The organism is Domibacillus indicus, assembly GCF_023715895.1.
Lineage (GTDB): Bacteria > Bacillota > Bacilli > Bacillales > Domibacillaceae > Domibacillus > Domibacillus indicus_A.
This window is the reverse complement of the sequence record NZ_JAMBOO010000004.1, coordinates 79,884-92,960: the sequence shown is the minus strand read 5'-3', so window position 1 is coordinate 92,960 and position 13,077 is coordinate 79,884. Positions and strand designations below refer to the sequence as shown.

The 13,077-nt window shown below is 47.3% G+C and carries 13 protein-coding genes; 4 read left to right on the top strand and 9 right to left on the bottom strand.

The window, feature by feature from the left end:
- Positions 1–5: 5 nt before the first annotated feature.
- A complete protein-coding gene (gene mobB, locus M3221_RS09335) occupies positions 6–500 on the bottom strand; it encodes a molybdopterin-guanine dinucleotide biosynthesis protein B (protein WP_251271238.1) in 495 nt (164 codons plus the stop codon).
- Positions 501–542: 42 nt separating this feature from the next.
- Here mobB and mobA point away from each other — a divergent pair, with 42 nt between their 5' ends.
- Positions 543–1,118, top strand: coding sequence for a molybdenum cofactor guanylyltransferase (mobA, locus tag M3221_RS09330; RefSeq protein WP_251271236.1), 576 nt, complete (start codon positions 543–545; stop codon positions 1,116–1,118).
- Positions 1,119–1,166: 48 nt separating this feature from the next.
- Here the strand turns inward: mobA and nasC are convergent, their stop codons facing one another.
- From nasC to M3221_RS26275, 3 genes are read right to left on the bottom strand one after another with little or no spacing between them, the layout of a single operon-like run.
- A complete protein-coding gene (nasC, locus tag M3221_RS09325; RefSeq protein ID WP_251271234.1) occupies positions 1,167–3,266 on the bottom strand; it encodes an assimilatory nitrate reductase catalytic subunit NasC in 2,100 nt (699 codons plus the stop codon).
- A 13-nt stretch (positions 3,267–3,279) separates the two neighbouring features.
- Positions 3,280–5,544 (bottom strand): nitrite reductase large subunit NirB, encoded by a 2,265-nt coding sequence (nirB, locus tag M3221_RS09320; protein ID WP_251271232.1) that lies wholly within the window; start codon positions 5,542–5,544, stop codon positions 3,280–3,282.
- 22 nt (positions 5,545–5,566) lie between these two features.
- Positions 5,567–5,695 (bottom strand): hypothetical protein, encoded by a 129-nt coding sequence (locus tag M3221_RS26275; protein ID WP_285879855.1) that lies wholly within the window; start codon positions 5,693–5,695, stop codon positions 5,567–5,569.
- Between the two features lie 195 nt (positions 5,696–5,890).
- On the opposite strand from M3221_RS26275, the gene M3221_RS09315 reads away from it, so the two are divergent.
- The 3 genes from M3221_RS09315 to M3221_RS09305 all read left to right on the top strand — a co-directional run bounded on the left by M3221_RS09315 (position 5,891) and on the right by M3221_RS09305 (position 8,387).
- Complete coding sequence (locus tag M3221_RS09315; protein ID WP_251271230.1) at positions 5,891–7,090, top strand: MFS transporter; 1,200 nt, start codon at positions 5,891–5,893, stop codon at positions 7,088–7,090.
- A gap of 59 nt (positions 7,091–7,149) precedes the next feature.
- Positions 7,150–8,079, top strand: a complete 930-nt coding sequence (locus M3221_RS09310) for an aldo/keto reductase (protein WP_251271229.1) — start codon at positions 7,150–7,152, stop codon at positions 8,077–8,079.
- A gap of 86 nt (positions 8,080–8,165) precedes the next feature.
- On the top strand, positions 8,166–8,387 hold the full coding sequence (locus M3221_RS09305) for a hypothetical protein (protein ID WP_251271228.1): 222 nt from the start codon (positions 8,166–8,168) through the stop codon (positions 8,385–8,387).
- A 114-nt stretch (positions 8,388–8,501) separates the two neighbouring features.
- On the opposite strand, the gene M3221_RS09300 is transcribed toward M3221_RS09305, so the two are convergent.
- The 5 genes from M3221_RS09300 to M3221_RS09280 all read right to left on the bottom strand — a co-directional run bounded on the left by M3221_RS09300 (position 8,502) and on the right by M3221_RS09280 (position 12,956).
- Entirely contained in the window at positions 8,502–9,173 is a 672-nt protein-coding gene (locus M3221_RS09300; RefSeq protein ID WP_251271227.1) for a GNAT family N-acetyltransferase, read from the bottom strand.
- Between the two features lie 305 nt (positions 9,174–9,478).
- A complete protein-coding gene (gene rlmN, locus M3221_RS09295; RefSeq protein ID WP_251271225.1) occupies positions 9,479–10,537 on the bottom strand; it encodes a dual-specificity RNA methyltransferase RlmN in 1,059 nt (352 codons plus the stop codon).
- A gap of 114 nt (positions 10,538–10,651) precedes the next feature.
- The gene (locus tag M3221_RS09290; RefSeq protein WP_251271223.1) at positions 10,652–10,882 is read right to left on the bottom strand and encodes a group-specific protein; all 231 of its coding nucleotides are present in this window, start codon (positions 10,880–10,882) and stop codon (positions 10,652–10,654) included.
- A gap of 14 nt (positions 10,883–10,896) precedes the next feature.
- Positions 10,897–11,517, bottom strand: a complete 621-nt coding sequence (locus tag M3221_RS09285; protein WP_251271758.1) for a class I SAM-dependent methyltransferase — start codon at positions 11,515–11,517, stop codon at positions 10,897–10,899.
- On the bottom strand, positions 11,517–12,956 hold the full coding sequence (locus M3221_RS09280; protein ID WP_251271221.1) for an anion permease: 1,440 nt from the start codon (positions 12,954–12,956) through the stop codon (positions 11,517–11,519). The genes M3221_RS09285 and M3221_RS09280 overlap by 1 nt, the downstream gene beginning before the upstream one ends.
- Positions 12,957–13,077 lie beyond the last annotated feature (121 nt).

The window sequence follows — 13,077 nt, the reverse complement described above, 5'->3', positions numbered from 1 at the left end:
GCTTTTTATAAAAGTCCGGCTTTTTGAAGAATAAATGCCGTATACTGTTGTTCCTCCTCAAGCTGAAACACAGGATAAGCGGCATCCTCTTGAGGCAGATCAATCCAGCTGATCGCACATTGAATATTTTGAAGCTTTAAAAGCGGCAAGTCCTCCGGTGTGCGAATTAAAACTGCTTTTGGGTATGCTTCCTGTTTGTATCCTTCCACAAAGATGCAGTCCACTGAAAAGGATCGGTACAAAGCGAGGATGTCCCCAAGCGCCCACTGATCCCGCGTAATGGATACCTGCAGAATCCCGTCTCCTTCTACACCAGCTAGAACGGCGCCGGCCTGCCGGTGTCTGTCGCTGTCTTTTTGCCCGTCCGGCGCGCCCCCGTGCCCGTGGTGCTTAATCGCTGCAACGCGCGCTCCCTGCTTTGCAGCCGCTTGTATTAGTTTTTCCATCAGTGTTGTTTTGCCGCTGTTTTGATAACCCACTACTTGAAATACATTTTCCATGACAACAACCTCCGCGTTATAATAGCTCCAGGAGTGATAAAGATGAAAACAGCCGGCATTGTACTTGCCGGCGGCCAGTCATCACGATACGGCCGCCCTAAAATGTTTGAACAGTATAAACAAAAGCCGTTTTACCAGCATAGCGTAGACGCCCTTAACGCCAACGGGCTGCATCCTATTATTCTTTCGACAAACCGCTTTCTTGCTGATAGGTTTGATTTATCCGGCGTTGAGCTGATCGTGGAGCCCACTCCTCATCAAGGACCACTTTTTGCCCTGCATCACGCCATCTCACAATTTAGGGAACCGGATTGGTTTTTTGTGCTTTCTGCCGATATCCCGTTTGTAAGAGAAGCTTTTATTGATCAGCTGCTCCTGCACTGCCACCCCGATTATAACGCGGTTGTGCCGGCAGAAGGAGAAAAACTGCAGCCGCTTCTCGCTCTTTACCATAGACGCTGCCTTCCTTATATGAACGAAGCGCTCGGTGAAGGAAGAAGAAGTTTAATGGCGCTGTTACACAAGATTCCATTCAAGACCGTTCCATTTGAGAACGAACCATCCTTTATCAACATTAACACACAGCTTGACTTCCAAAAACATAACGAAAACAACTAAAAAAGCACTCACGCAATGTGAGTGCTTTAACGTACAGACAAGCGTCCTCTAATACCGGGCGGACAAGGGTGTTACCATTGCGGCACAAACTTTGAAGCCGGGCATTTTACAGGCCGGGTCCAAGGCTTCACTGGTCAGTTTATTGACGTTTTGAATGCCGTCCCAGTGCATCGGCATGAAAATTGTATCCTCACGAATGGATGCGGTCAGCTTGCTGCGAACAACGACTTCCCCCCGGCGGGACCGCACCTTTACAAGCGAATCATCTTTTATCTTCAAACGCCTTGCTGTTTTCGGGTGAATCTCCACGAAGGACTCAAACTGCTGGGCTTCAAGCGTCGGGCTTTGATGTGTCTGCACACCCGTTAAATAGTGCCCCAGTACCCGGCCGGTCGTTAAATAAAGGGGATAGTCTCCTCCCGCCTGTTCTTTCGGAAACTCATTCGGCACCGGCACCATGGCGGCTCTTCCATCCGGACGAGGAAACGATGCTTCGAACAAACGGGCCTCACCTGGATGCTCCGGGGAAGGACAAGGCCAATAAACCCCTTCTTCTTTCCGAAGCCGGTCGTACGTAATTCCATAATAATCCGCAATGCCGCCCTTGCTTGCCAGACGAAGCTCTTCAAAAATCCCTTCGGCATCTGTATACGAAAAATGAGCGGCTTTTCCTAAAGAAGCAGCAATGTCAGATAAAATCTCCCAATCCTGTTTTGCAAGACCCGGTGCCGGCCGGGCTGCTTCCCGAAGCAACACGCGGCCTTCCAGATTCGTTAACGTTCCGGTATTTTCCAAGTAAGCCGCCGCAGGCAAAATAACATCAGCCAGCTGGGCCGTCTCCGAAAAAAGCATATCGGCCACAACAAGAAAATCCAGCTTCCGCAGACCTTCTTCTACGAAGTTTGCATTGGGGTTGGAAACGATCGGGTTGGATCCCATTAAAAACAGCCCCCGGATTTCCTGCGCATGCACTTTTTCCATCATTTCGTATGCAGATACACCTTTACCTGGAAGACTCTCCGCGTCAACGCCCCATATTTTCGCGATGTACGCGCGATGCTCCTCATTTTCAATCGACCGGTATCCTGGCAGCTGGTCTGCTTTTTGGCCATGCTCGCGTCCGCCCTGTCCGTTCGCCTGACCTGTCACTGCTCCGTAGCCGCTTCCTCTCTTGCCGATTTTACCTGTGGTAAGCAATAGATTAATAAAATTCCTTACAGCCAGCGATCCGTCTGTTTGCTGCTCTACACCACGGGCAGTTAAAATCATTCCCGATGCCGCCTGCCCAAATTTCCGCCCTGCTCGTTCGATATCTTCTTGGGGCACACCTGTTAAGGCGGCGATCTCTTCGATTTTACATGAATCGATATGTGCTTTTATTTCTTCAAATCCTGTAGTGCGTGCAGCCAGAAATGCTTTGTCGATATACCCGTTATCTATAATCACTTTCAGCAGTCCATTGGCAAGCGCCGCATCCGTACCCGGCTTGACTTTCAGGTGCATATCGGCCATCTCTGCTGTAGCCGTGCTGCGCGGGTCGATTACAAGGATAAAAGTGCCATTTTCTTTTGCATCTCTAAAGTACGGCATTAGTGTCGGCTGGCATTCGGCAATGTTGGTTCCTGCGAGAATTAAACAGTCTGATTCTCTTACTTCCGAAAGCGGATTTGTTAATCCCCGGTCAATGCCAAATGCTTTATTGCCGGCCGCAGCAGCCGCAGACATGCAAAACCGCCCATTGTAATCAATGTACTTTGTTTGCAGGGCCACGCGCGCAAACTTACCGAGTGTATAGGACGTTTCATTTGTAAGCGAGCCGCCTCCATACACCCCGATCGTATCCCTGCCAAATTGATGCTGCAGAGCGGTAAACCGCTCGGCAATTTGCTTGTACGCTTCCTCCCATGAAACGGGTACAAATTCACCGTTTTTTTTCATTAAAGGTTCTGTGATTCTCTCGCCGGTCAGCGCATGCTGATAAGCGTTCATTCCTTTAATACAAAGACGGCCCTCTGAGGCTGCATTTTGCTTGGGCGCCACGTGATAGGTTGTATGTCCCTGCTCTTCTGTCTCTGTAACCGTCATTTTACATTGAACACTGCAAAAAGGGCACTGTGTTTCCATCACTGTTTTTACGGCTGTTTCCATTTTTTCACCTACTTTACAAGGCAGCGGCTGCCTGTTGATTTTGAATGGATATCCCTTGTCGTTTTCTTTTTAATACTTCTTCTCGAATCGACGTTAAGCCAAGCCGCCCGGCCCAGCGGTCCATCTTTTCTCCATAAAAAGCGGATAGACGATAATAAGCAAGCAGCGCTTCTGTCATCCAGACAGCATCCTCTGGCTTCATTGATGCGTAAAGCCGCTCACCCGACACGTACAATTCCCAGCCGCCCGGTGCCCCGATCAAGCCGACATTTTCCCCGAGTGATCCCGCTTCATCCTCAAGACTTGAGGAAACGGCGACTGTTACCTCTGCCGGGAAAACGAATGATTCCAGCCGTTCTTCCAGCTTCCTGCCAAGAGCCAGCGAGTCGTGAAAAGCATATTTTGCATATCGGATGCCGGCACATGTACCGACAGCGCGAAGAGATGCGCCATAGGAAGGCATGGAAGCAGAAAGAGCTGCTCTCACCTCAGAAATTTTCTCTTCTTTAATGCCATACAGCTCCATTCGGGGTCCAGCTGCCAGCTTGACGAGTGGAATGCTGTACTTTTCCACCACATCCGCAATCGTTCGAAGCTGGTCTGCTCCTGTTATACCGCCGTACATGCGCGGAGCGGCCATGTACGTACCGTCCGCTGTCTGTTCTTCTAAAATATCCGGCACGCAGCTGCTGTGCACACCCATGTAATAGTAAAGAGCCGGCCGGCATACTGCGCAGCCTTCTGTTCTCCATCCAAGCCGGTGCATCACCTGCGCCATCCCTTCATTTGGATGAGCTTGAACCGCCTGTATGATATCTCCGTGATCCGCGTCTGTACAAGCGCAGATCGATGCTTTTTCTGCTTCCCCTTCGACTCCATTTCTTTTAATAAAGTCCAAAATATCCGCTATTACCGGGCGACAGCCGCCGCAGGAGCTTGAAGCTTTCGTGCAGGCCTTCACATCCTCCACGCTTTCGAGCGCCTGCTCGCAAACAGCTTTCACAATGGCTCCTTTCGATACACCATTGCACGCGCACACTGTGTCATGATCCGCCATAGAAGCAATGCGTTCATCTTTGCTGCCGCTGCCCTGGGCCATTTCTTTTTCCAGGACGGCATAATGTTCTTTCTTTTGAATCATCCCGAACAGCTTGGCGCCTTCAGTAATGTCGCCAAATAGCACGGCACCTGCGATTTTGCCATCTCTTACGACGATTTTCTTGTATGTGTTGTTTATTCCATCTATCCATTGCATGGACTGCGTGTCATTACTGTCCATAAATTCTCCCGCTGAAAAAACGTCCACGCCAGACACTTTCAATTGAGTAGACAGCACCGAGCCTTGATAGCCTGGATGCTCCTCTTTGCACAAAGCGGCTGCCAATGCTTTTCCCTGTTCATACAAAGGCGCGACAAGGCCGTAAACAAAGCCCCGATGCTCTGCACATTCTCCAACTGCGTATACATGTGGGACGCTTGTGCGCATATAGTCGTCTACGACAATAGCCCGGTTTACTTCGATGTCTGTGCCGGCAGCCACTTGTGTATTCGGGCGGACCCCAACCGCCATGACGACCAAATCCGCTTCACGCCAGCTTCCATCTGAGAAGCGAAGGCCTTTTACCCGTTTATGGCCGGTAATTTCTGCTGAATTTTGTTGCAGCAGAAAATTCATTCCTTGTGCCTCTAATTCCCGTTGGAGCATGCGAGCCGCGACAGGGTCAAGCTGCCGGTCCATAATGTACTCCCCGATATGGACAACATCGACTTTCATTCCTAAATTAAGAAGACCACGGGCTGCTTCCAGTCCAAGCAGCCCACCGCCGATCACAATGGCTTTTTCGTGTTTTTTGGATGCTTCGACCATTTTCTCGCAATCGTATATGTCCCGGAAAGCCGTCACGCCTTCTTTTTTTGCACCTGGAAGCGGCAGCATAAATGGCAGTGAACCTGTGGCAATTATCAATTCATCATAGGATACGATGCGTTCTTTAGAGGTCACCACATATTTTTCGCTTGTGTGAATTTGAACAACCGGCTCTCCCGTATAAAGAGTAATGCCGTTTTCTTCATACCATGCCCAGTCATTTAAGGTAATGCTTTCAACCGTTGTATCGCCTTGAAGGACTTTAGACAGTAAAATCCGATTATAGTTTGGATGCGGCTCTTTCCCAAATATCGTAATCTCAAATTCATTCGGCTGAATCTTTAAGATTTCTTCAACTGCACGGACACCCGCCATTCCATTTCCGATTACAACCAGTTTTCGTTTATTCATAGAAAAGTCCCCTCCCTTCTTTTTAGTCCGCTTTGAAGGCCGGGTTCTCGTCCGCTTCGTTCCCCGTAAACGGTATACGCATTGATTTGGCTGGCTCTTTGCGGGCGCTCCTATTCGTTGTCCGTGCCAGTATAACCGTTTTGATTTTCATAGCGATCACTCCTTTTTATTTCGTGTCAGCTTAACTAACACAATATAAAACGTTTTTTGGAAAGTCAATCAGATTTTTTTGATTTTTTGAAATAGTTAGTAAGGTTTTCTAACAAGTATATGGAAAGTATCTTTTCGCCGCCCTACACTAACGGTAAGCAACATATCACTCATTGAATGCAAAGGAGAGGAACACATGAAACTAGCAGAATTGCGAAAAAGCGGCCACGCGCCGTCTCTATTGGCGTCATTCTTGTATTTTGATATCAGCTTTATGATTTGGGTTATGCTCGGGGCGCTTGGTGTGTATATTACACAGGATTTCGGTCTTTCTCCTTCTCAAAAGGGATTAATTGTAGCGATTCCCATTTTGGCTGGTTCTTTTTTCCGGATTATTCTCGGAATCTTTACGGATCGGATTGGCCCGCGTAAAACGGCAATAGGCGGCATGATAGTCACTATGGTGCCTCTTTTATGGGGATGGCTTTTCGGAAATTCCATGACAGAGCTTTACTTCATTGGTATTCTGCTTGGCGTTGCCGGCGCAAGCTTTTCTGTTGCCCTTCCAATGGCAAGCCGCTGGTACCCGCCACACCTTCAGGGGCTCGCAATGGGAATTGCCGGTGCCGGAAACAGCGGTACAGTGCTTGCTACACTATTTGGTCCGCGCCTGGCAGAAGTATTCGGCTGGAATGGCGTGATGGGCCTTGCCCTTATTCCTCTTACACTTGTTTTTATTACGTACGTGCTGATTGCCAAAGACGCTCCTACACAGCCGGAGCCACAGCCTTTGGTTAATTATTTTAAAGTGTTTAAACAGCGTGACACCTGGTATTTCTGCTTGCTTTATAGTGTAACGTTCGGCGGGTTTGTTGGGCTGACTAGTTTTTTAAGTATCTTCTTTGTCGACCAGTATGGGCTGACCAGCGTCCGTGCAGGTGATTTTGTGACACTCTGCGTGATTGCAGGCAGCTTGTTCCGTCCGGTCGGCGGCATGATTGCCGATAAAATTGGCGGAGCAGCACTTCTTAAGTTCTTGTTTATTGGTGTAGCGTTGATGATGTTCGGCGTTAGCACGCTGCCTTCTTTAACAGTCGTGACAATGATGCTGTTTGTCGGCATGATGTGCCTTGGCATGGGCAATGGGGCGGTATTCCAGCTTGTTCCACAGCGTTTTCAAAAAGAAATTGGCATGGTGACGGGGGTTGTCGGTGCAGCCGGCGGTGTAGGCGGCTTTTTTGTTCCAAATATTTTGGGTACACTCAAGCAAATGACCGGAACATATGCGGCTGGATTTACTGTTTATGCAGTAATTGGTATCGCTGCTCTTATTCTTTTAACCGTGGCGCAAATTTCATGGCGCAAAGCCTATGCTTTAAAAGAAGAATCTGCTTAATCACCTTTTCCAATACTGGCTGGCCTGTCATAGGCTTGGCCTTTTTTTGTTTTGGTGCCATGTTACAGGGGGAACAGATTTATATAATAAGGAAAGGATTTGATTCTTTGGAAAACCAATCTGTTAAAGAAGCATTAAGAAAACGGGCTGTTACACTGCCGGACGGGGCAGCCGTTCCGGCGCTCGGGCAGGGAACGTGGCGTATCGGAGATGATCCGGCCAAAAAAGAAGCGGAGGTGCGGGCGCTGCGACTCGGCGTTGATCTCGGCATGTCACTGATTGATACGGCAGAGATGTACGGAGAAGGCCGGTCGGAACGGGTCGTCGGCGAAGCCATTCGAGGCATCCGGGACGAAGTGTTTTTAGTATCGAAGGTTTATCCGCATAACGCAGGGCTTGATCAGATTACTGCTTCATGTGAAAAAAGCTTACAGCGGCTTCAAACAGACCGGCTCGATTTGTATCTGCTTCACTGGCGTGGACGGGTGCCGCTTGAAGAAACGATTGAAGGAATGGAACGGTTGAAGAAAGAAGGGAAAATCATCCGCTGGGGTGTTTCTAACTTTGACACAGTCGATATGAAGGAGCTTCTGCAAAAACCGGGTGGAAATGGATGCGCTGTTAATCAAGTTCTCTATCATCTTGGTTCGCGCGGTATTGAATTCGACCTGCTTCCGTGGCATAAGAAACAGGGAATACCCGTTATGGCCTACAGTCCGCTGGCACAGGGCGGCTCGCTGCGAAAAGAGCTGATGGATGATCCTGTTGTTCAAAAAATGGCGCAGGCGCACGGAGCATCTCCCCTTCAAATTATGCTTGCCTGGGCGATTCGCTTTCCTGGTATGATAGCCATCCCCAAATCCGCGCAGGAGGAGCATACAGCCGCTAACGCAAAAGCTGCCCAAATTGTGTTAACAGAACAGGAACTGGCCGAGCTGAACGAGCGATTTTCAGCTCCTGGTCGAAAAGTACCACTTGATATTATTTAAGTTTATTTGAATAATTGGATGTTTGCCGTTGCGGAGAGGATAGCAGATGCATTTACTAGTTGTATAGAAGCGTGGAGGTGAAAAATATGCGTCGTCATGTTCGTCCGATCGTCTGCCCGCCGCAGTGTATTGTAAAAGATACGTATATTCAGCGCGAAATTCCAGTTATTCATCCAGTTGTTACGATTAATCGCCAGCATATCGTCAATGTACCACGCCACATTTATCAGCCGATCACAAGAAACGAAGTTGTGGATCCTGGTTATCCAGGAAAAGGCTGGGGTTGCGGCTGCGGCTGCAAACGTTAAGAAAGAAAGATCCCGGCCTGTTCAAATAACAGCCCGGGATTTTTGAAGTTTGCTTTCAATTAAAATATCGATTCAAAAACAGCATTTGTTTCACGTGAAACATTTTCTAGATTCTTATAACGGCTTTAACAATATTTCGTCTTTCTTTTCAAGGTTTGCCACCATATCGTGCCATTCCTGAGGCTTATTCGATAAAACGGAGTAATAACTGGTGATAAAATTGCGGATCAAACTTGCTTTAAGTGACGCAATATTTTCTTTGAATGGCTGGAAACAAAGGTCCAAATGACTGACCGCTTCCCCTTCATTTGTCCACGCAGGATGAACATACGGGAAATCAAGACGCATGTAGCCGAGGTGGGAAAGTACTTCGCGTCGTACAAATGGATCCATCACTTTAATACCAGCAAAGGAGTGATCCTTCATACGGTACGGGTCATAAATTTCCGCAAACATGCCCATTAAATCAAGTTCGTTTTCTTCTGCCAGGCGCATTAAATCTTCATGGCGTTTTTTCGCTAAAAATGGCCCGACCCCAAGCCCTTCTTTTACGATAATCGTAAAATCCGTCATCGCCACGTTTAATTCTTTATTGTACCGATACTCCGTTATTCCTGCTACTTCATCGTCCTGAACTGCCAGAAATACACGAATCGTCGGGTCTTTCAGCGGCTCCGCCCATAATTCATACTCCAGTACTTCCTCCGGTGGAAACACATCCTGCATTGTTTTATGCAGGCGCGCAAACATCGGATCATCAATGCTGTTCACTTGTACATATTCCATTTCAATACCTCCTTTTTGTTTATCAAAATGACGGTTTTGCTGCTACCAATCATACCATAAATCTAGATGCCGCCTGGACATCTCTGCTTATTCATCTTTCATATAGACGTTTACTTTCTTTTCTTCATCACTGCTAAAAAGCGCGCCATTTCATAAAAAAAGCTGAACCCAATAAAAGGTTCAGCTTTTTTATATCTCATCACTATTCATGTTATATAGAAAGCCGCGTTTATTTAGCACTTAACAGCTTTACAAAAAGAACCAGGTCTAGAAAACACTCATCATACTGCTTTTTTAGCCGTTTTTTATTGGGCTGCTTTTTGGATTTGTTTGCTTCGCAGCTGTCCGCATGCTGCATCAATATCTGTTCCGTGTTCCTGGCGTACAACACAGTTCAAGCCTTTTTTCTTCAGCGTATCATAAAATGCCATAATCGCTTCCGGCGTGCTCCGCTGATACTGGCTGTGTTCATCCACTGGATTGTACGGAATTAAATTCACATACTGCTTTTTATCGCCAATTAATTCCGCCAGCTCAAGCGCGTCTTCCACCCGGTCATTCACGCCTTTTAACAGGATATATTCAAAGGTGATACGGCGGTTTGTGTTTTCCAGGTAGTAATCGACCGCTTCCATCAGCTTTTCAATCGGAATCGCCTGGTTGATTTTCATAATTTTTGTCCGCAGCTCGTTGTTCGGTGCATGTAGAGAAATCGCCAGGTTAACCGGAATTTTTGTATCGGTAAAGTCGTAAATTTTATTCGCCAGACCGCTCGTTGAAACGGTAATATGGCGGGCTGCAATGCCTAATCCTTTTTGGTCGATGACGACTTTTAAGAAATCGATCAGATTGTCAAAGTTATCAAACGGCTCCCCAATCCCCATCACGACAATATGGCTTACTTTTTCTCCGTTGCCTGCTTCATCCAGTGCGTGCTGCACATTCATAATCTGCTCCACGATTTCACCGCTCGATAAGTCACGCGTTTTCTTTAATAAGCCACTTGCACAAAAACTGCAGCCAATGTTGCAGCCGACCTGCGTCGTTACACAAACAGATAAGCCGAATTTATGACGCATCATCACCGTTTCAATTAAGTTGCCGTCTGTTAATTTAAACAAAAATTTGATCGTTCCGTCCGCTGATTCCTGTTTCACGTGTTCTTTTAGGGTATGAAGAACAAAATGCTCTTTCAGCAGTGCGATGCAGTCCGCATTTACGTCTGTCATCTCGTCAAAATCGGTTACCCGTTTCCGGTACAGCCAGTCCCACACTTGCTGCGCCCGGAATTTCTTATGTCCAAATGGCAAAAGCCATGCCTCCAGCTGCTCAAGCGTCAATCCGTAAATGGATTTTTTGTTCATGTATTTATAGCCTCTTTTCGTTGCTTAAATTAAAAATGTACTACCTTCAAAAATAACGCAAATAAGCCTCCTGCACAAGTGGTAAGTTATACAGGAGGCTCTTTGCTATACGGGTTAGTTGTTCACAATAAGCGCAAGCCGCTTGTTTCGCACGTCCCGCTCTTCTTCGGATACAAGATCATATTTTTTCAGGAGATGAAACAAATCATTTAACAAATCCTGTGTCCGCTCTTCCTGCAGGTAATTGTATAAGCTTTCATAAAGATCTGACGGAAGAAATGTTTTCTGGCTTTCCAATTTTTTGATTACATCTGCGTGTGAATGGTCAATGCTGCATTCGCTCATGTTCAAGCACTCCTTTATGATTGGTATTGAAAAAGAACAAACCGTTCATGCTCGTTTTTTTCGTACATCCCGCCTAATTTCACTTCATCGAGCCAGTCAAATACCGTCTGATGCTCCAAATAATACAGATATTCGTCTGATGGATAATACAAAATGAGTGTCACCTGGCGCGGAAAGGCTTCCATTGACGCCAAAATCCGCTGTACGACCCGCACGAAAATTTGCACTGAGAACGGATTAAAAAAGTAAAAAACAGTATCTTCTGCTTTTACTTTATACTCCTGCGCCATCACACATTGAAAATCGATCAATCCGTGCCGGCGCTTTCTTTTTCTCATATACCCTATTTTGTTTTGAAGACACACATCAAAAAAAGCAGGGTTCATTTCAATCCCCGTAACCGAAGCCCGGAATCGGTCATGCACGTAAAAGGCGACCCGCCCTTTTCCGCAGCCGACGTCAACAAATCCGTCGTTTGCATCCAGTGTACAGCGTTCAAAAAGCTCATCAAGCCCCGCATAGGGTGTCGGCTCGTAGCGATGATAGTGGGCAAGCTGAGGAAACCCCTGCTGGTCACCCGTTGTCTGAATGGACAGCTGCTCATCATACGCTTTTTCTAGATGCTTCTTGTCCATTACCAAAGACCAAGCACCTTCCACCAGGCACCGCCGACTCCAAGCCAGACAATTAAATGAACAATGGAAATGATCAGCCCGAGCGTCCACCATTTACTTTGTGTTACATAACCCGCACCAAAAAATACAGGTGCCGGCCCGCTGCTGTAATGAGTTAAGCAGCCGAACAAATTACTGAATACGCCGAGCAAAAGAGCAGAGGCAACCGGCGGAGCTCCGGCAGCCACGATCACAGCCAGAAAAGCGGCGTACATGGCACTGACATGAGCCGTGTTGCTCGCAAAAAGATAATGAGAGTAAAAATAAACGACAGCCAAAACGACCAGTGTCCATAGCCAGGACATGCCGCTGACGGCCCCTCTCATTGTATCCGTAAACCATGGAATCATACCGAGATCGTTTAAGAAGCCGGCCATCATAACCAAAACCGCAAACCAGACGAGCGTATCCCACGCACCTTCTTCTTTTTTAATATCCGACCAGCTCAGCACTTGAGTGATCAGCAGCGCGACAAGTCCGATAAAAGCCGTTGTCGTAGCGCTGATGCCAAAGTTTGTTCCGAAAATCCACAAAGCTAAGATCAGGACAAACACACCGATCATAAACCACTCTTCTCTTTTTAAAGGACCCATCTCTTTTAATTTTTGGGTGGCCATTTGGGGTGCAGCCGGTGTTTCTTTCACTTCCGGCGGGTACAGCTTGTACAGCACATATGGAATAAGCAGCAGGCTGAGCAGACCTGGCACAGACGCAGCTGCGGCCCAGCCGACCCACGAAATTGGTTCGCCGGTAATGTCTCCGGCAATTTGTGCTGCAAGCGGGTTGGCTGCCATCGCTGTTAAAAACATGGCGGATGTGACCATATCTCCATGAAAGGAAACCGTTGTTAAAAACGCCCCTACCTTTCGTTCCGTTCCATCTCCTGACCGGGAGCCGTACGCTTCAGACAGCGACCGGACAATTGGAAGTAAAATACCGCCGGCTCTGGCTGTGTTGGACGGCATCGCCGGAGACAGAATAAGATCACTTGCCACAAGCGAATAAGACAAGCCAAGTGTTTTCTTACCGAACTTTTTCACAAACATGTACGCAACCCGGGTGCCAAGGCCGGTTTTGATAAATCCTCTTGAAATAAAGAAAGCAATGACGATCAGCCAGATCGTCGTGTTTTGAAACCCACTGAGCGCTTCTTCAATGGTCAGTGTCTGTGTTAAAACCGTTGCGGTCAGGGCTAAAACAGCCACACTGCCCATTGGCATGGGCTTAACTACAAGCCCAATAATGGTGGCTACAAAAATAGCGAATAAATGCCATGCCTGAGACGAGAGTCCAGACGGTGCAGGAACAAACCAAATAAGTGCTCCAATTAAAAGCGTTAAAAAAAGAAGACCAAGCCTTACTTCTCCCTTTCCCCGAGCAGGCATCTTGTTTTTACTCATCATTCTCTCTCCTTTCTTCTTACATTGTAAAATACTTCACAAACATAGTCTAAAAAATCTTTCCACTATATTCTTATCCTTTTGGGAAGTACCCTTAAACGCGCTTTCCAGCTGTTTCTTT